At 57.0% G+C, this 18,606-nt stretch carries 12 protein-coding genes; 5 read left to right on the forward strand and 7 right to left on the reverse strand.

The genetic code is table 11. The features are described 5' to 3' along the window. Positions 1-2: 2 nt before the first annotated feature. The 5 genes from G494_RS0112430 to G494_RS25530 form a co-directional block, all read right to left on the reverse strand. Entirely contained in the window at positions 3-1,211 is a 1,209-nt protein-coding gene (locus G494_RS0112430) for an ABC transporter permease (RefSeq protein ID WP_028584806.1), read from the reverse strand. A gap of 3 nt (positions 1,212-1,214) precedes the next feature. After that, positions 1,215-1,892 (reverse strand): ABC transporter ATP-binding protein, encoded by a 678-nt coding sequence (locus G494_RS0112435; protein ID WP_028584807.1) that lies wholly within the window; start codon positions 1,890-1,892, stop codon positions 1,215-1,217. Next, positions 1,889-3,052 (reverse strand): efflux RND transporter periplasmic adaptor subunit, encoded by a 1,164-nt coding sequence (locus tag G494_RS0112440; protein WP_035246411.1) that lies wholly within the window; start codon positions 3,050-3,052, stop codon positions 1,889-1,891. Before G494_RS0112440 ends, G494_RS0112435 begins: the two co-directional genes overlap by 4 nt. A 476-nt stretch (positions 3,053-3,528) precedes the next feature. Continuing rightward, complete coding sequence (locus tag G494_RS0112445) at positions 3,529-4,143, reverse strand: PEP-CTERM sorting domain-containing protein (protein ID WP_028584809.1); 615 nt, start codon at positions 4,141-4,143, stop codon at positions 3,529-3,531. A gap of 385 nt (positions 4,144-4,528) precedes the next feature. After that, positions 4,529-6,427, reverse strand: a complete 1,899-nt coding sequence (locus G494_RS25530) for a methyltransferase domain-containing protein (RefSeq protein WP_161629988.1) — start codon at positions 6,425-6,427, stop codon at positions 4,529-4,531. Positions 6,428-6,958: 531 nt separating this feature from the next. Between G494_RS25530 and rtcA the strand changes: the two genes are divergently transcribed. After that, positions 6,959-7,966: an RNA 3'-terminal phosphate cyclase gene (rtcA, locus tag G494_RS0112455; protein WP_028584811.1), complete on the forward strand. Its 1,008-nt coding sequence runs from the start codon at positions 6,959-6,961 to the stop codon at positions 7,964-7,966. A gap of 445 nt (positions 7,967-8,411) precedes the next feature. Here the strand turns inward: rtcA and G494_RS23280 are convergent, their stop codons facing one another. Further along, on the reverse strand, positions 8,412-10,136 hold the full coding sequence (locus G494_RS23280; RefSeq protein WP_051305658.1) for a vWA domain-containing protein: 1,725 nt from the start codon (positions 10,134-10,136) through the stop codon (positions 8,412-8,414). Between the two features lie 395 nt (positions 10,137-10,531). Between G494_RS23280 and G494_RS0112465 the strand changes: the two genes are divergently transcribed. After that, positions 10,532-11,359, forward strand: a complete 828-nt coding sequence (locus tag G494_RS0112465) for a hypothetical protein (RefSeq protein WP_028584812.1) — start codon at positions 10,532-10,534, stop codon at positions 11,357-11,359. Positions 11,360-11,513: 154 nt separating this feature from the next. Here G494_RS0112465 and G494_RS26855 read toward each other — a convergent pair whose 3' ends face one another. Next, on the reverse strand, positions 11,514-11,852 hold the full coding sequence (locus tag G494_RS26855) for a hypothetical protein (RefSeq protein ID WP_153305868.1): 339 nt from the start codon (positions 11,850-11,852) through the stop codon (positions 11,514-11,516). Between the two features lie 369 nt (positions 11,853-12,221). On the opposite strand from G494_RS26855, the gene G494_RS26860 reads away from it, so the two are divergent. The 3 genes from G494_RS26860 to G494_RS23290 all read left to right on the forward strand — a co-directional run bounded on the left by G494_RS26860 (position 12,222) and on the right by G494_RS23290 (position 18,578). Next, positions 12,222-12,512 (forward strand): hypothetical protein, encoded by a 291-nt coding sequence (locus tag G494_RS26860; protein ID WP_153305869.1) that lies wholly within the window; start codon positions 12,222-12,224, stop codon positions 12,510-12,512. Positions 12,513-13,763: 1,251 nt separating this feature from the next. Next, positions 13,764-16,400, forward strand: coding sequence for a glycosyltransferase family 2 protein (locus G494_RS23285; protein ID WP_035246398.1), 2,637 nt, complete (start codon positions 13,764-13,766; stop codon positions 16,398-16,400). Between the two features lie 60 nt (positions 16,401-16,460). Beyond that, positions 16,461-18,578 carry an LTA synthase family protein gene (locus G494_RS23290; RefSeq protein WP_051305659.1) on the forward strand — a complete coding sequence of 706 codons (2,118 nt, stop codon included), beginning with the start codon at positions 16,461-16,463 and terminating at the stop codon, positions 18,576-18,578. Positions 18,579-18,606 lie beyond the last annotated feature (28 nt).

Raw genomic sequence — 18,606 nt, forward strand, 5'->3', positions numbered from 1 at the left:
CCTCAGTGACGGGCCAGGGCCTGGATAGGATCGAGCCGCGCTGCCCGGCGGGCAGGCAGCAGGGAGAAGACAAAGCCGGTGGTCAGGGCCGTGGAGAAGGCCGCTGCAATGGCCCAGGGCGGCGGGGCAGCCTGGAGATCAGGGTAGAACTGAACCGCGGCCCAGGCGCCGCCAAAGCCGAGCCCCAGCCCGAGCAGTCCTCCGATGGCAGAGAGCAGCAGGGCCTCGCTCACCAAGAGCACCATGATCTGCAGCTGACTGGCCCCCAGGGCCTTGCACAGGCCAATCTCTCCGGTGCGCTGGGCCACGGCCATCAGCATCACGTTCATGATCAGGATGCCGGCCACCACCAGACTGATGGCCGCGATCCCGGCAACGGTCAGGGTCAACACCTTGAAGATCTTGTCAAAGGTGGCCAGCACGGAATCCTGGGTGATGATGGTCACATCCTCCTCGCCGTGGTGGCGTTTGGAGATGGTGACGCCGATGTGGGTCTTCAGCCGTGCGATGGCCGCCGGATCCCTGGCCTCGACCAGGATGCGGAACAGCCCTTCGGTGTTGAGCAGCATCTGGGCAAAGGCCACCGGTACGACCACCAGCTCCTCGGTATCCATCCCAAGGGAGCGGCCTTCGGAGCCGAGCACCCCGATCACCCGGCAGCGGAAGCCGCCAAGCCGTACCAGCTCGCCCAGGGCATTCTCCCGCCCAAAGAGCTCCCGATAGACCTTGGCGCCGAGCACGCAGACCGGCCGGGCGATCTCCATATCTTCCTCTGGCAGGAAGCTGCCCCGTTCAAGGCGGAGATGGTGGATCTCAAGCAGGGAGGCCGTGGAGCCGAGCAGGGGGACCTGCCGCTCCCTGCCGCGCCAGCTGATGCTTAATTCACCGATATTGATCGGGGCCATCCTCCGAACCGGTTCTCCCCGGGAAAGGGCCTGGGCGTCGTCCAGGGTAAGGTCGCGCGGGGTCTCGCCCACCAGGGTCGCCGGGGTGTTGGCGGCGGTCTCGGCCCGGCCGGGAATGACGATCACCAGGTTGGTGCCCAGGGAGGCGAACTGGTCGACGATGTAGAGCCGGGCACCGTTGCCGATGCCGGTGAGCAGCACCACTGCGGCGACCCCGATGGACATGGCCAGCAGCATCAGCAGGGTGCGGACCCGGTTGGAGCCCAGGCTTGTCAGGGAAAAGGCTATCACATCGAGGGGACGCATGGCTCATCCCCCAGGGGAGTCGTGGACGATTCTGCCGTCCACCACCCGGATCTGTCTTCCAGCACGTTCACCGATCTCAGGGTCATGGGTGACCACCACCAGGGTCAGGCCCCTGTGGTTCAAGTCCTCCATCAACTCGACGATCCCGGCCCCTGAGCTGCGGTCCAGGTTGCCGGTGGGCTCATCGGCCAGCAGCACTGCCGGTTCGTTGATCACGGCCCGGGCAATGGCCACCCGTTGGCGCTGGCCTCCGGAGAGCTCGTCGGGCCGGTGATGGGGGCGATCAGCAAGGCCAAAGGCCTCGATCAGGCGGCTGCTGCGCTCGAGCCGTTGCCTGCGGGGCACACCGGCCAGCAGCAGGGGCAGCTCTATGTTCTGCCGGGCAGTCAGCCGGGGGATGAGATGGAAGAACTGGAAGATAAAGCCGATCTTGCGGCTGCGGGTGGCGGCCAGCTGTCTGTCGCTGAGGCTGGTGACATCCTGCCCCTCCAGCAGATAGCTGCCGCTGTTGGGGGTGTCGAGCAGGCCGAGGATGTTGAGCAGGGTGGATTTGCCGGAGCCCGAAGGGCCCATGATCGAGAGATATTCACCCGGTTCTATGGCCAAGGAGATCCGATCCATGGCCCGCACCTCCTGGCCGCCCACAGAGAAGATGCGGCTGACCTCGCGCAGTTCAATCATGGTCTTCCGCTCTCCTCTCCCGTCTTCTCCACCCGAACCAGGACCCCTTCTGCCAGACCCTGGCGATCGATGGAGGTCACCACCTGGTCCCCCCGGCTCAGGCCGGAGCGCACCTCGGTATACTTCCAGTTGCTCAGCCCTGTCTGGATCGGCCGCCGCCGTATCCTGCTCTCTTCCGGGTCAAGGAGATAGACCGAACTGTCCCCGAGCAGCGCCTCGCTGGGCAGCCGTAGTACCGCGGGGCGGGACTCGAGGATAATCTCCACATCGGCGCTGTAGCCGGCCAGAAGGTTGTCAGGGGCGGCGTGGGCCAGAAACTCGGCCTCGATCTCGACGGTGCGCGCCTGTTTGGCCTGTTCAAGTACGTAGGGGGCGATGGAGCGGACCTGGGCCGGGAAACGCTGTTTGGGAAAGGCATCCAGGGTGATCCTGGCGGCCATGCCCGGCTGGATCCGGGCCGCGTCGATCTCGTCAATGGGTGCCGCCACATAGAGCGATCCCATGTTGACCAGGTCCACGGCCGGCAAGGTGGCGATACCGGGAGGCGAGGGGGTGATGTACTCACCGACCTCGCCGTTGACCTCGGCCACGATGCCGTCAAAGGGGGCAACCAGGATGGTCCGCTCCACCATGGCGCGGGCAGCCTCCACCCTGGCCCGGCTGACCGCCTGCCGGGCTCTGGCCGCCTCACAGGCCGCCTTCTTGGCCTGGGCGCCGGCCACGGCCTCGTCATGTCTGGAGGCCGAGGTGGCCCGACGCTTGATGAGGTCGGTCTGACGCTGGGCCTGGCGTCCGGCCAGTTCAGCCAGGAGGCAACGCTCACGGAGGGTGGCCTCTGCGACCAGGGCCTCGCTTTCAGCCAGCTCCAACTCTGCCTGCAGGTCCCGGTTCCAGAGGGTCAGCAGGACCTGGCCGGCCTTGACGGTGTCGGCCTTGCGGACATGGAGGGTGGCGATCTGACCGCCGATGGCAGGGGCAAGCTTGGCCCGATGTCTGGCCTTGACCGAACCGGCTCTGGTATTGGCCACCGTGGCCTCCACCGTGCCCGTATCCAGGCGCTGCACCATCACCCTGATGGGTGTCTCCCTGCCCAGGTAACGGTAGCCGGCAAAGAGGCTGACAGCGATGAACAAGATGACGAGAAGGTAGCTTTTTTTCACAGGGCCTCGATAAGAGCTGAAGACCAGGGGCAGGGAGGCGCCCATCAGCGATCTCCACGCTGTCCCTGAAAGATCCTTTCATCGGACTCGGCCGTATAGGCATAACTACAGGCGATAACAACAGGCAATAACTCTAGCCAATAACTCTAGCCAGTAACTATGAGCAATAACTCAAGGCTAAGCCTGGTTGTTCTTAATTTTACCCAAAGGGGCTGCTGGAAGTAAAGGGATTATCCTGGAACAGGGGCGAGGAAGCGGCGTGGAAGCGGTGCCAGGGGAGGGGCTGAAGCCCTCCCTGTGATATACTTATAAGACCGGCATCCCTTTGCCGCTCTGCTTTGCCACCCTGCTTGGCCGCCCCTGTCGCTGTCGCTGGCGCTGGCGCTGGCGCTGGAGCTTGAGCTGGAGTTGGCACTGGAGCCTGAAGAGGCAGGGGCGGGTGGCCCCTGCCTCTTAGGCGTAGTATCTTGAGATGGTTACCTCTTCTGTCGTCTGGATCTTGCCCCCATCAGGCCGACGATACCAATGGCAAAGAGGAGTGAGGTGGTCGGTTCCGGCACCGGTTGCGCAGGCGACCAGACCGCCCATACGGTCGGCCTTTGCCAGGTCCATGGGTCCGTGAAGGGATTTAAATGTGGTAGATCCCTGCCATCGCTCACCCTGTCCTCTCTTTCGAATGAGCTGTTCAGGGCAACGCCGACCGCGTAAGGGTCGAAGACAGGCATCCATGGCGTCAGGATCCGGAGCGGCATGAATAGATCATTAAATGGTTGACCTGTATGGGTCAGCCCGGGAAGAACGTCATAGGGTTGACGTGCTCCCTGATCGTTGATGAGCACCTGGTCCAAGAGGGCCTGGGAGGCCAGCTGGGCCTCAAAAGGTGTGTGAAAGGTGAAATCCCGGCAGCTGTTGAAGACCTCGATACAGCTGCCGCCAACGAACCTCACGTCGTAGAGGAAGCCGTTTACCTCCACGCCATCTGCCCCTATGAGTTCCCGGTTATCCTCCACCCAGGTCAGGGCTGAGGCAGAGAGCGGCATCATCAGCCAGAAGGATAGTGCCACCACGGTTCCGATAATCTTTCTCTTCATCTCTTCCTCCCTGTTGATCAGTTATCCACGTTTCTTCAGGTTTTCTTGAAGCTTAGGCTCATACCTATGTAATCTCTCCCTTCAATCCCTTGATGACAGGAAATCACTTCCTGCTTCATCTGGGTGGGCAAAGGGGAAAGGCTCAATATGGTTCCTAAGATCCTTTGTCTCGGCTCGGTATGAAAATATATAATATTTTAATAAATAACAATTTGGTTTTAGATGCAACTCTGAGTCTACAATGAAGTGGTCCTGAATAGCTACTGTTAAAATCGTTACGAATTTTATCCTTCAGTGTAAAAGGTTGAAATGTTACGATTTTGGTTTTCGGGATATGTTTGCTTTTATGCAACTGCCTGGTTTACTGAGATCATTTCTGCCCCCTTCAGGCAGGGGAAAGCTCTCGCTGTTTGCACCAAAAACTGTACATGCCCCAAAATGATTGGGGGAATTCCAGTTCCAAACGGTGCCAATTCTGGAGGTCCCGGCATTGGGGATCGTCTGGGAATAATGCCCTGTACTGCTGGTATAACTGGGGTCTTGCGTGTACGCCCACAAACTCCATCTCCAGTTGATCGCAACACTTCTGAATTTGCGGCCAGGTAAATTGATGCTCCTGGACATGGAACAGCAGGTCTCTGCACATGCTCAAGTTGTAAAAATCCATGATCTGAAGGATGAACGAGTCTGGTTCTTGCTTTGCAAGCGCCTGCCGATAGCGTCGGATATTTTCCGGTGTCGGCGTCATCTCCAGCTGTGCCAGAATCTCTCGATGTCTTGTGATTTCCACTCTGGCAACCCGACTATAGAGGTCGATCTGTAAAATGCCCTCAGGGAGCAAGAGGTTGCGCAGGATCTGCCAGCCGACCAGGGGGGCCGCCAGATGGTGGAGTACACCGGTTGAGACAATCAAGTGAAAATGTTGCTCCAATTCTCCCAGCTTCAAGATATCGGCCTGAAAGAATTGTACATTGTTGACCTGATAATGCGCCGCCTTTTCTGCTGCATAGGCGAGGCTTCGGCGGCTGATATCTACTGCGGTTATGGAGGAGTGCGGCAGCTGCAATGCCAGGGCGAGGGGTTGTCTGCCGGTTCCACAGCCTGCAACAAGGATATTGATCTTTTCTTCAAGCAGGCAGGCTGGTGGGGTGTAGCCTGGCAACACCGCAGCCATGGATTGGCCAAAGGTCTCACCGGGCCATCTGTCCAGATTATCCCACCGGGGGTAGGGGTTGCTCTCATACTGAGCCTGTACCGCCTGTGAAGTCTCGTCGTCGACCTCGGTAAGGGTCGGGATGAGCCTGGCGGATTCCAGCTCCTGTTTCACCTCAAAGAGGGTGGCCCAGGCAATAGCCTGGAGGGATTCCGGCCAGCTCTCCAGCGGAACACTGAGCAAACGCTCTCTTGGCAGCAAATCATAGAGCTGGCCATACATCGCCAGCATGAGTAAAATCAACTCGCTTTCCCTGGGGCTCCAGTCATCCTGGTCAGTATGGCTTTGCAAGAGTTGCGAGAAGAGTTTTAAGATCTCTTTTTCTTTATCAGAGACATAATAGACATACTCATTCAACTGATTCTGGAGGGCCAGAGATTCAACAAAGGGAACAAGGAGGTTCGGCAGGTTTTGGGAGTAGGCGATATCAAGGAGCAGGGAGGAGCGAACCGTGGTGAGAAGAGTCTCGATTTCAGGCGATATGAAGAAGACCCTGGGCAGGGCCTTCACCAAGAGCTGATCTTGAATCAGGTCGGTGAGTTCCAACTCCCTCTCCTCCTCGCTCATGGTGTATCTTGCTGCAAGGAGGTAACTTATCTTCCAGGATAATTTTGTATGGTCGACGTTGTCGTAATCGAGAAAATCAGATATATCCTTCTCCACCCCAGGGTAGTCAACCTTGCCGGGGAGCGATGAAAAACAGTGGACAATACGGGGCCGATTTCTGCTTTCCAGGACGCCTGCGTGCTTCAGCTGCAAGAGAAACGCGTATTCCTTGGCCAGGTCTCCTTGCTGGTAATAGATGTATGCCAAGCGTGAAATCGGCGTCAGGTCTTCGGCCTTGATGCGGTTCAGCCGGGCATACATTTTTTCCGCCTCGTCATAGTCCCTGTTGTTAAAAAGAAGTTCAGCCAACCTGTATAAGGATTCGAGGTGATCAGGTTCGTTCGCGATCGCCTGTTGACACCACTTGATGGCAGAGCCAATACTGCCCATCTGTTCATCACAGCTAGCGATGAGAAGGGCGATCTCAGCCTTGTTCTGCGCCCCTTGGTGGGCCTTTAGGGCCATCTGTTTGGCCTGTTGATATTTTTTCGATTTGAACTTTGCTCTGGCCTTGCGAAGCAAATTGCTTGTCGTTATCCCTGGTGCTTGTTTTTTTTTCCGGCTCTTCATGACAGTGGGTACCTCGGGATGGATCAAAGGTTAAGAAGTTGCGTTGCAGGGAGCCTTGTCGAGCTGCAGGTACTCTTCATCTCAGGGTTCCTTGGATGCAGTCTGGATAAAACAGGTTTTCTTTCAGCTCCTTCAGCTCTCGCCTGGGGTCACAGTAGCAGATTATTCCCTGAACAGCTTGTTTGATGTAGTCTGTTTGGGACAGTGAACGTAAGGGGAGGAGTTGACATCAATCAAGACCGGTTTACTCGTTTTATACATAAAACCGGGTTGCTGTTCTTTGCAGGCAACGTCCGGGCTACAAGACTAGGCCGGCCTGTCGGCAAGCAGATCATGATGTCTTTGTAGACACTTGCCTTCAGTAGGTAGCCCAGGTGGCTGCAGCCAGCTGCTTATTCCACTCCACCCAGATATGGAGGATCAACAATGATCAGGATCGATGGATCGGCAGGGGAGGGTGGCGGCCAGGTCCTGCGGACAGCCCTCGGGCTCTCCCTGGTTACAGGCCGTGCCTTTCAGATTACCCGTATCCGCGGTCAGCGAAGGAAACCGGGCCTGCTGGGGCAGCATCTTACAGCGGTTCTTGCTGCCCAGGAGATCGGCCAGGCAGAGGTGAGTGGGGCTGCGCTGCGATCCGGCAGCCTGAGTTTCAGGCCTAAGTCGGTTCGTGGCGGAAATTACCATTTTTCCATCGGCACTGCAGGGAGTTGCACCCTGGTGTTCCAGGCCGTCATGCCGGCCCTGATCAGGGCAAGTGGCGCTTCAACGATTATCCTGGAAGGCGGGACCCATAATCCCTTTGCCCCCACCTTCGACTACCTGAAGGGTGCCTTCCTGCCCCTGCTGGAGAAGCTGGGCCTAAAGGCGGCGGCAGAGCTTGAGCGGCCTGGATTCTACCCTGCCGGTGGCGGCAGGATCCGGATCACCATCGAGCCGTCGGTCCGGCTGGCGCCCCTCCAGCTAGGACGCTGTTCAAACCTGCGCCTCAGGGCAAGGGCCATCTGCGCAGGACTGCCCGGCCAGATAGGCCGGAGGGAGCTGAAGGTCATTCAGGAGCAGCTGCCTGTGAGCGAGCAGGACAGCGAACTGCTCCACTACCCAAGGTATGGTCCCGGCAATGTGGTCGCTGTCTATGCCCAATCCGACCAACTCACCGAGATCTTTACCGGCTTTGGCGAGAAAAGAGTCCGGGCCGAGACCGTGGCAGCAGGGGTCGTGGCAGAGGTTCAGCAATATCTGGATGCCGGGGTCGCGGTTGGTCCACACCTGGCAGACCAACTCCTGATCCCCCTGGCCCTGGCAGGTGCGGGGCAGCTGCTGACCTGCAGGCCGACGGGCCATACCCTGACCAATATCAGAGTGATCAGGCAATTTCTGGAAAAAGAAATCAAGCTGGATCAGCTGGACGAGCAGGTATGGCAGATTAAGGTCTAAAACTGGCCGGCCTGGACCGCGCGGCCTCCTTTTCGGGCAGGCGGGGAATTCCCCGGGACTAATGGGGACCTTATCCACCCGGTTCTGTCATCAACATAAAGCGTGGTTCATGGTTCCGCCAAAACTGGATTCCCGCCTGCGCGGGAATGACAGGAGAAGCTCGCGAATGACGGCAATGCGCAGGGCGACAGTAGAAGTACGGTAAGCACAGCAGAAGAGCGGCAGCCACAGCGGAAAATGGAACGACTGAGTGGGGAGGGGTTCCCGCTGCGGCTGCCTTGGAAGATCAGGGTCGGTCCAAATTTCCCCATCGACAGATTGTGAACGAAACATCTCCCTGTTCAAGGTGCCCTGGCAACACCCTGATCTCCCACCGGTCAGCCCACCATCGTGCCTGTAAGGTCAGGCACGGTATGGTTGCTGGCTGGTTGTTAGCCAGGCGCTCCTAGCCGTTATCCTTGAGGAGCTTGCTCATTTCGACCAGCCTCAACAATTCCGCCCTGTACCCCTCACGATCAGCACCCCGTGCATCGCGGATCAACTCCATACATTGATCCCAGGAAAAGGTACCAAGGTGTTCGGAGTCTTGCAGCAGCATGCCGAATCCTGCCACGGCAGCGGCAAAGCGGAAATCGTCGGACATCTCGGCTAGTGGCTTGCTGTTCATGGTCAGGCTCTGGCTGATCTCTGTGGAGACGGTGCTGCCCTGTTCTTTGTAGCGCAGCTTGACCGTAAGCAGATCTTTACTTTTTTCAGGAGAAAGCAGCTGTAGCTGCTGGTATTTGAGTGTATCGATCCGGGGAACTGCCTTGTGGCCGGCCGGAATGATCTCGTAGAGGGCCGTCACTGTATGACCAACTCCGATTTCACCGGCATCCTTGGTATCGTTTTTGAAATCTTCATCAGCTAAGGCCCGGTTTTCATAACCGATCAGACGATAAGCCCCGACCAGTGCGGGATTAAACTCCACCTGGATCTTCGCATCCTTGGCAACCGTGAAGAGGGTGCCGCCCATCTCCTTGACCAATACCTTCTTTGCCTCCAGCAGGGAGTCGATGTAGGCATAGTTGCCGTTTCCGCTATCAGCCAGGAGTTCCATGGTGTCGTCGTGATAGTTGCCCATGCCGAAGCCGAGAACAGTGAGGTAAATAGCGGTATCGCGTTGGGTTGCTATCAACTTCTTGAGTTCTCCCCTGCTGGTCACTCCCACATTAAAATCACCGTCCGAGGCAAGGATAACCCGGTTGTTGCCGCTGGGCATGAACACCTGTCGGGCCAGTTGGTAGGCTGTGAGGATGCCTTGGGAGCCGTGGGTGGAACCTCCCGATTGGAGGCTGTTGACAGCGGCAATGATCGTTTCCTTTCTCTCTCCGCTGGTTGGCTTCAATACCACCCGGTCGGAACCGGCATAGGCTACGATGGCAACCCGGTCGTCCTGGTCGAGGTTCTCTATGAGCAGTTTCATTGACTGTTTGAGCAGCCCCAGTTTGTTCGGCTGGTTCATCGAGCCGGAGACATCCACCAAAAAGACCAGATTTGAAGGCGGCAGACCTGTCGGCTCCATATCCTTGGCTTTGACCTTGATCTGCACCAGGCTGTAATCCCGATGATAGGGACTCGGCCCGACTTCCGTTGCAATGGCAACTGCCTGTTTGCCCTGGGGCTGCACATAGTCATAGCTGAAGTAATTGATCATTTCCTCGATGCGGACAGCACCGATCGGCGGGAGGGTACCCTGGGTCACGAACCTGCGCAGGTTGGCATAGGAGGCCGTGTCCACATCAATGGAAAAGGTGGAGAGGGGGGCATGGAGGCAGCTTGAATATCCCTTCTCGTCCGTGGCATTGTATGACTCCCGGTTCCATTGTCCGGGAGCAGAGAGGTGAACCCTGTCCTGGCTCATCATCTGGCCTGCATTCCGCGCCACCACGGACGGGATCGCTGACATTTCCAGGATGGCTCCAGATATCAGCTCCTCCTGCTTTCCATCTTTGCTCTTCCTCTTCTCCGGGTGCGCTGGCAGTGGTTCGGCAGGGGGGAGTGGAGTTTGCCGGATACTCTTGGCCTGTTCCTCCTGGACTGGTTGTTCACCATCTGTCTGCGGGGTCTCTGTACAGGCGGAGAGCGAGGTGAATAGGATGATGGCTGCTATGGTCGATTTTTTGTTCATGGTCGTCCTCTCTTGGGTTATATAGGGTACTCTGACAGGGTAGCAGATAACTGAGATCTCAAGGTAGCCTGTAGTGGTTGACTCGTTTGACGGTACCCCCCTGGCTATTGTGTCGTGGAAAATGTGACTTTGTGCTCCAGATGGTCTTCTGGCTACCATCTGCAAGGAGGATCGGGTGGAAGTGGTAACAACAGCTATCTGGAATCATCAGCAACCATTCAAGGGTATGAGCTCAGCACATCCAGGGTAACCAATCACAGGGTTCTAATTATGCATTATCACCTACCTCCAAACTGTAAGCCATCAAAGGGGCTCCAGTTTTGCGCAGTTATGAATGATCGCTATAGCCCCTCTATACCATCATTGGTAACCGCGTGAAGGTAGGGTGACCTGTGATGGCTTGCTATCCAGAACATGATCCCATCCTGTTGCAGGCAAAGGCAATGGACCATTGGGGGATGATCAACCGGCTGGCGCAGAGGCGATTCAGCAATGAATCGCTTGCCGAGGAGGCGGCGCTCTATGTCTTGAACACCCTGGCAGCGGAGAACTGGGCGCGTCTGGGGCAGTTCAGGGGGAGGTCCAGTTTTTCCACCTTTTTTTCCTCGGTCACCTACCGGCTGTTGGAAGACTTCTCCCGGAAGAAATTCGGTCGTATCGTTCCCCCCAAATGGCTAAGGGCGGCTGGTTGTTTCTGGCTGCTCCTCTTTCGTCTGCTCTGTCTGGAGCGATTCTCCTTTCTGGAGGCTGTCCATATTGCAAGAGACCGTCTGCCCGGAGTCCGGCTAGAACAGCTTGAGCAGGCTGCTGAGACCATACTGGCTGAAATTCTCCACTGCGGCAAGAGCCAGCAGGATGTGGAGTTGAGGGAAGAGGAGGCCGGCAGTGAGGACCAGGTCCGGGCGGGATACGGTCAGCTGGAAGCGCGGGAGCGGCAGCTTTTGTTTTCTGCCATTGGAAAAGAGCTCTTCGGAGAGACTGTCCAGGGTGAGCAGGAGCACGCTCTGGCAAGGCTTTTGGGGAAGACCATTGTCTTGGAGGATGAAGAAAAACTCCTGCTCACCCTCTGTTACCGTGAGGGGCTTGCTGTGAGCAAAGCCGGGAGGATGCTGGGGCTCAATCGCTTTCAGGCCCATGGCAGGATGAGGCGACTGCTGGCCAGAATCCGCCGCCATTTTATCGATGCAGGATGCGAAGAGGAGATCCGGATCCTCCTTAGCTAGCCTTAAGGATACCTTGAAAAATTAGATTTTTCGATCAAGATCAATGCATGGGAGAAATTGTATCGCAGGTATATTAAATGATATTCCGATGATAAAATTTACACCATAACGAGGTAAGCGTAGACTCCGGGAGATTGGAAGAAAAAGCAACTTTTCAAGGTGGGCTAAACACAACAGGAAGGCGGTATCCGTCTTGATGACCATGGGAAAAAGGGAAACAGCAGCAAAGAAGGCCAAGGATCAGCTGGGAAAGAGGCGGCAGGATCATCGCAGGCTCGGCCTGTTGGCCCTGCATGCCGCAGAGCGGAAAGCTGGAGGAAGCTGCCCAAGCAGCGAAGAGCTCGCCCGTTTCCTGGAACCAGGAAATCTCCCCGGGGATGAGTATACCGACCTTATCGCTCACCTTGCCCACTGTGAAAGCTGTTATAGAGAATGGCAGAACCTCTGCCAAGAGATAATGGCTCATGAAGAAAGGAAGGGTGGGGTGTTCCATCTTCTGGCAAAGCCAGCTTACCTGACAGCTCTTGGCTCGGGTCTTGCCGCTGCCGCAAGCATTGTGGTTTTTCTCTCCATCTCCACGGAGCAGAGGATGGATTCGGGGATCGTCAGGGAGGAGTTAACTACGTTTGGGGCGCAAACTGGACTGGAGGAAAAAGAGCAGCTAGATGGTAAGACCCGTCTGCAGAAGCGACGGGCTGTTGTCCCTGCTGTTTCGCCTGTTCCGGCAGAGGATGCTGCGGTTATGGGAGCTGAAGGCGAGATGGAGCTTCAACAGGAGCCTCGAGAAGCGGCTGCACAAGGGCCGAAGAGAGAAAACCGGGCAGCAGGGAGCATTGCAGCAAAAGGGGGAGGGGGCTTGTCTGTGGAGACCTCTGTGCATCGCTCCTATCTCCAACTCGTTAGCTCTTTTTGTCAGGAACCATTTCCCCTGGAACCGGATGCAGCCTCGCTGCTCGCAAGGGGGAAGAAGATCCTCAAGGCCTCGTTCTCTTTTTCCCGGGATCAAACCCTTCAGCTTGAACAGATCGTCAGCTTGCTGGAGCAGTCCCCTGATAAGGACCGGCAGGCCTTGTGTACCTCCCTGGCAACCGTCATCCCCAAGGATGATTGGATGCTGATTCCTGTTCAGGGTAAAGAGGGGCTAAGCAGATAACACTCGGGTGAGGTCAAGAACATGGTTCTCTCCCGTCAAGGTCAAGGTTGGGCCTTGGCTCTGCGGAAAATGAAAAAGGAAAAAGGCGTTCAGGGAGAATCTGTTTATTTTTCCCCGTAATTAGGGTCCGTTTCACATATAGATATGGTTCCTCTGTTAAGCTGGCAAAAAAGATCGGAACCCGTGGTCGTTTGCTTAATTGTTAAACAATTCTCTTATGTTATCATCCCAGTGAAAGGCACTTAAAATCCACCTGTCTTTTGATGCACTTTCCCTTGAACTGTCCCTTCGTAATATTGATAACCTGGACCAGGCAGGTGTTGGCCTTGGCGGAGAAGTCGGCAGCCTTTCCCCAACTGAAGGATACCCAGATGGAGGATAGTAACGCTGGTTTTCAGGCAAGGAACAACCTGATTTCAAGATTAGCCCTGGGGGAGAGAGCCTGGGCTTGACCGCAACAGAGATCGCCAGCCAGGTTTGAACCTGTTTTCAGGGCGCTGTCGCCATAAAGCAACATTGGGGGCGCGTTGAAGTTGCGGTCCGGTTCAGCTGAACGGAAGTTCAACGGCTTAGTGGATATACCGTTGAATCGTTGTTGATCAGAACGCCTGGCGGCGAGTCTGTGCCATGAGGTCATGTCGCAAATATGCAACGGGCCGAGCCTGTACCAGGATTAACCGCAGGGATGGCAGACAGACCTTACCATAGGCGCTGATATCGATCCCAGTGGAGGCAAAAGTCGTATAATGGCGACACTTGAATACGACAACCATGCCTGATGCTCCTGCCAGTGCTCCCTCAAAAAGCCCGGCTCTCTGGGGATTGTTGCCTGTTACGGGGTTATTGGTAAACGATTCACAGCTGTTCATCGATTATGCCAATAAGCAGATGGTAAGGGGGAGGCACCGTATGCTGCCCTTCATCCGGCAGGGATGGGGCGGTTTCGTCCCATCCCTGGGCCACCTTTGGGGGACTTCCGTGGTCTTTGAGACCTCCAGCCAGGCTCCAATCATGATTCCCGTGGCCCTCTCCCTTGGCTAAGGCATCGTTTTTGCATAGTCATCACCCTGGTGCTCATCCCCTCTCTCTTCCTGACTGGGATGACTTTTGGCCTAAGCGCCATCCACTCGAAGATACAGCTGAATACGAAAACTTTTCCCCTATTTGACCCCTATTTGTGAATATCTCCAGCCTAACCTCTTGTCGCGAGCCGAAGAATAGCTCCAGCCGTTTTCGGCCCCTTCGCTAACCATGGCAAGAGTAAATATCCTGGTCTGCATTGCCGTAGCAGTTATCTTTGTCAGCTTCTGGGCACTCTTGAACCAGCCGGAAATGGAACCGCCCTGGCCCAGCCGTATCCAGGGGGTTTCGTTCTCACCCATGCGGGCGGGGAATGATCCGGTCAGGAATAACCTGCCGACAGCCACTGAAGTCGAAGCGGATCTGAAACTGCTGGCCGGGAAAACCAATGCGGTTCGAACCTACTCCGTTGCCGGGGTCCATGCAAAGATCCCCGAGCTGGCGCGGAAATACGACCTTAATGTCACCCTTGGGGCCTGGATCGGTCCTGATCACGAAGAGAACGAACAGCAACTCAAGCGTGTCATCCGACTGGCCAGGGAGAATTACAGAAATGTTGTTCGGGTCATCATCGGCAATGAGGTTATCTTGCGGGGCGATCTCACGGTCAAGGAACTGAACCGCTATCTCGAGCGGGCCCGGAAGGGTTTGGACATACCGGTCAGTACGGCTGAACCCTGGCACGTCTGGATTCAGCATCCGGAACTTGCCAACCAGGTTGATTTCATTGCCACCCACATGCTTCCCTACTGGGAAGGCATCCATCTTGATCGTGCCGTGGATTATGTCTTGGCCCGCTACACCGATCTCACCCGGAAATTTCCGGATAAGCTGGTGGTGATCGGAGAGGTAGGCTGGCCCAGTAACGGCCGTACCCGCAAGGAAGCCGTTGCCTCGGTCTCTAATCAGGCGACCTTTCTCCGTCGTTTTCTGGCCCAGGCAGAGGCCTTGGATTATGTCTATTATGTGATGGAGGCCTTTGACCAGCCCTGGAAACAAAAAAACACCGAAGGGGCGGTGGGCGCCTATTGGGGCGTGTATGATGTGGAGCGTCAGGCCAAATTCCCGCTGACCTCGGCCATTGTCTCTATTCCTGAGTGGCAGACCTTGGCAACGGTTTCGGTCATTATCGCGGCAATCTGCTTTATGCTCATGGTGATTGACAGCAGGAAGTTGTCCATTCGCGGTCGTGGTTTTCTGGCCGCCATCGCCTTTCTTTCGGCCACGGGCACGGTCTGGATAGTCTATAGCTATTCCAGGCAATACCTGACCCTGGCCACGGTCCTGGTCGGCATCCTGATGATTACCGGGCTTATCGGGGTGGTTGTCGTTCTCCTGGCCGAGGCCCATGAGTGGGCCGAGGCGATCTGGGGCTCCATGGGACGGCGGCCCTGTTCCCAGGAGCAGGTACCTGGCGATCTCCTCCCCAAGGTCTCGATCCATGTTCCCGCCTATAACGAGCCGCCTGGGATGATGATTGAGACCCTCAATGGCTTGGCAGGGTTGGATTATCCCTGTTTTGAGGTCATTGTCATGGATAATAACACCAAGGATCCGGCCGTCTGGCAGCCGGTGGAGGCCCACTGCAGGGCCCTTGGTTCCCGCTTCAGGTTCTTTCATGAGGATGAGTTAGCAGGATTCAAGTCCGGTGCCTTGAATTATGCCCTTGCCCGTACTGCAGCAGATGCCTCGGTCATCGCGGTCATCGATAGTGACTATGTGGTGGAAGCAGACTGGTTGCACGATCTTGCCCCCCAGTTTCTCAAGCCGGAGGTGGCCATCGTCCAGGCACCCCAGGATTACCGGGATGACCGCGAAAGCCTGTTCAAGGCCATGTGCTATGCTGAGTATCGCGGCTTTTTCAACATCGGCATGGTCGTCCGCAATGAACGGAACGCAATTATTCAGCATGGAACCATGACCATGGTACGCCGGAGCGTACTTGAGGAGGTCGGGGCCTGGTCGGAATGGTGTATCACCGAAGACGCCGAGCTTGGTCTGAGAATCTTTAAAAAAGGATATGAAGCGCTCTATATTGCCAAAAGTTATGGCCGGGGCCTGATGCCTGACACCTTTATCGATTTCAAGAAACAGCGTTTTCGCTGGGCCTATGGCTCGATGCAGATCATGCGACACCATCTGGGAGCCCTGCTGAGCAAGAAGAAGAGTCAGCTGACCTATGGCCAGCGCTATCATTTCATCGCCGGCTGGCTTCCCTGGATTGCCGACAGTATCAACCTGCTCTTCACCGCGACCGCCTTGGTCTGGTCTCTGGCCATGATTTCTTTTCCCCGCAGCATCGATGCCCCGATGATGATCCTCTCCATGGTTCCCTTGAGTTTTTTTGTCTTCAAGCTGGCAAAGATGCTCTACCTCTATCATCAAAGGGTAAAGGCCTCCACTGTCCAGACCATTGCCTCTGCGCTGACCGGGCTCGCCTTGACCCACACCATTGCCAAGGCTATGCTTTTGGGCCTTTTTTCCAGAGATCTGCCCTTTTTTAGAACGCCCAAGCGGGTTGGCACCGGTAAATATCGTTATGCCCTTCAGGCGGCCAGAGAAGAGGGGCTGATCGCCGTCGCCCTCCTGCTCGCAGCCTACGGTCTGTTCCGGCAGCAGGGGATGGCTAGCTCTGATCAGCTGGTCTGGATTATTGTCCTGCTGGTCCAGTCCACCCCCTATCTGGCGGCAATGGCCATCTCCTCCATCAGTGCCTGTGGCCAGTTCCGGGACCAGGGACAGCTGGTTGAACCCATCACCGGCCCCCGGGATGAGAGTTCGGACGATGCAACGGTTCCGGCGGCGTGAGGCATCCGGAAAACCGTTACCTGGTTCCCGATATTGCGAGCTGAGGTCGTGAGGAATTACTTGGATCGACGTTGGCTGACCGTTCTGCTTGCCATCCCCTGTTTTCTGCCGGCAGGGTGGCGCTTGGCCAGCTGCGCCCTGAACGAGCCCCTGGGGTTGTGCTCTGATCTGGCTCTGGGGCTGATCATCTTTGCCCTGGCCCGGCAGGCACCGAGATGGCTGCGTGGCCTGCTGCTGGTGGCATGGGCCCTCTTTCAGGTGATCTCCCGGGAGCTGCTCGCCGCAGTAGGACGGCTGCCCTCCTGGCAGGATCTCCACTACCTGCTTGACCCGGTTTTTCTCGAAAACAGCGGAGCTGGGCTGCACCTGGCAGAACCGGTCCTGGTCATGGCCTTCCTGGTTGCTGCCGGGGTGGCTCTACTCCTGCCCTTGCCGCGGTCGGGCTGGAAGGGTGCGGCAGCCACCCTGCTGGTGGGCGTGTTGCTGCTCGTCTTCCAGGTCCGTTTCAGTTCCTTCCAGGCCCGGCAGAGCGTTGCGGCCCTCTATAATCCGCTCCACTGGTTCGTGGCCGATGTTCTCCACGGGCAGCGCCCGCCATCGGCTCCAGGCCTTCACTTCACCGACCTGCCGCCGGGACTGGGGAGCTTGGACCTGGAGGGAAAGAGCCTGTTGGCTGGACCCAGGGCCAGGAATGTGCTCATCATCACCCTGGAGGGGATCTCCGGCATCTACCATCCGGAGATCCGCAGCCAACTTGGCGTGGAAGCCAGTGTCTTCCAGATGGAGCAGCTCGCTGAGGCGACCAGGGAGGCCATGCTGATCCCTGATTTTGTCAGCCACAGCCACCAGACGATTCGCGGGCTCTATGCGATCCATTGCGGTGATATCAGTAAGCTCTCCTTTGAAACGCCCAAGGCCCTGGAGCTGCAACTCAACCCGGCAAGGGCCGGCGCGTGTCTGCCTGCCCAGCTGGCCCAAAACGGCTGGGATACCCATTATCTGCAGGGCGCACCCCTCCAGTTTATGAACAAGGATAAGGTCATGCCGGCCATGGGTTTTAGCGAGGTTCATGGCCTGGAGTGGTTCAGTGAACGGCCGGGCCGCGATTTTATCTGGGGGACAAGTGACGATGATTTTTTTCGGGGAGCGCGCCGCTATATCGGCATGCTGCAGCAAGGGCAAAAGCCGTGGTTGCTCTCCCTGCTGACCGTTGCCACCCATCAGCCCTTTGATGCCACCGAGGCCTTGGTGGAGCGGTACGGGTCGCGGAAAATTGCCGCTGTCGCCCTGCTGGATCAGGCGGTGTCCCGTTTCATCAATGAGCTGCGGGAGGACGGTGTCCTGGAGGAGACCCTGGTGATCATCACCTCCGATGAATCCCACGGTGCTGAGGGGGCGGACCGGTTCAGCAGCTGGGGATATGCAGCCGTACTGGCTCCCGGTCAGGGAAGCCTGCCCCGTCTGCAGCAGGGAACCTTCGGCCTGATGGATACAGAGGCCTCAATCCTCGACTATATGGGGCTGCCAATGCCCTCCTCCATCATCGGCAGGAGTTTTTTTCGCGAATATGGCCCATCCAGGGAGATGGTGGCCTATACCGCCGGCAAGCTGCGTTGGCAGACGGCGGATAATCAGCTCTACGAGTGCAGTCTCAACGGGAACTGCCAGCTGAGCCAGGCTGCCACCATTCTCCGGCCAGGCAGGGAAGGGGCCAGCCAGGATAGCACTGATCAGGCCTCACGCCTCTTTGCACTGGCCGCGATATTGGACCACAAGCTCACCTCTGGCACCGGCAACCGGGTCCTCCAGTTTGCCCATGGAGAGGTTCGACCGCTTCCCGAGAAGATCAGAAATGAATGGTCGGATAACCTGGTAGGGGCGCAGTATCTCGATTTTCCCAAAGATTCCAGGGTAGAGGTTGATATTCGTTTGAAAGCACTGAGCGCCGGTGATGGCGGGGTCCGCCTGCAACTGGTTCTGCGCCAGTTTGAAAAAGAGGTGACCACCATTGCCTATCCTCCGTTTCCCCTGCTCCAGGATGGTGAGGCCTATCAGCTTCGCTTTGCCTTTGTTAACCCGGAAGCCCGAAAGGCCTTCTCCTTTCACCTGGTGGGTGAAGGCCAACAGAGCTCGGTGCAGTTGGAGAAATTTGAAGTCGCCATCAATCGAGGTGGCTGATGGAATAGCGTAATACCAAGCAGCAGCC

It is taken from the genome of Desulfogranum mediterraneum DSM 13871 (genome assembly GCF_000429965.1).
Taxonomy (GTDB): Bacteria; Desulfobacterota; Desulfobulbia; order Desulfobulbales; family Desulfobulbaceae; genus Desulfogranum; species Desulfogranum mediterraneum.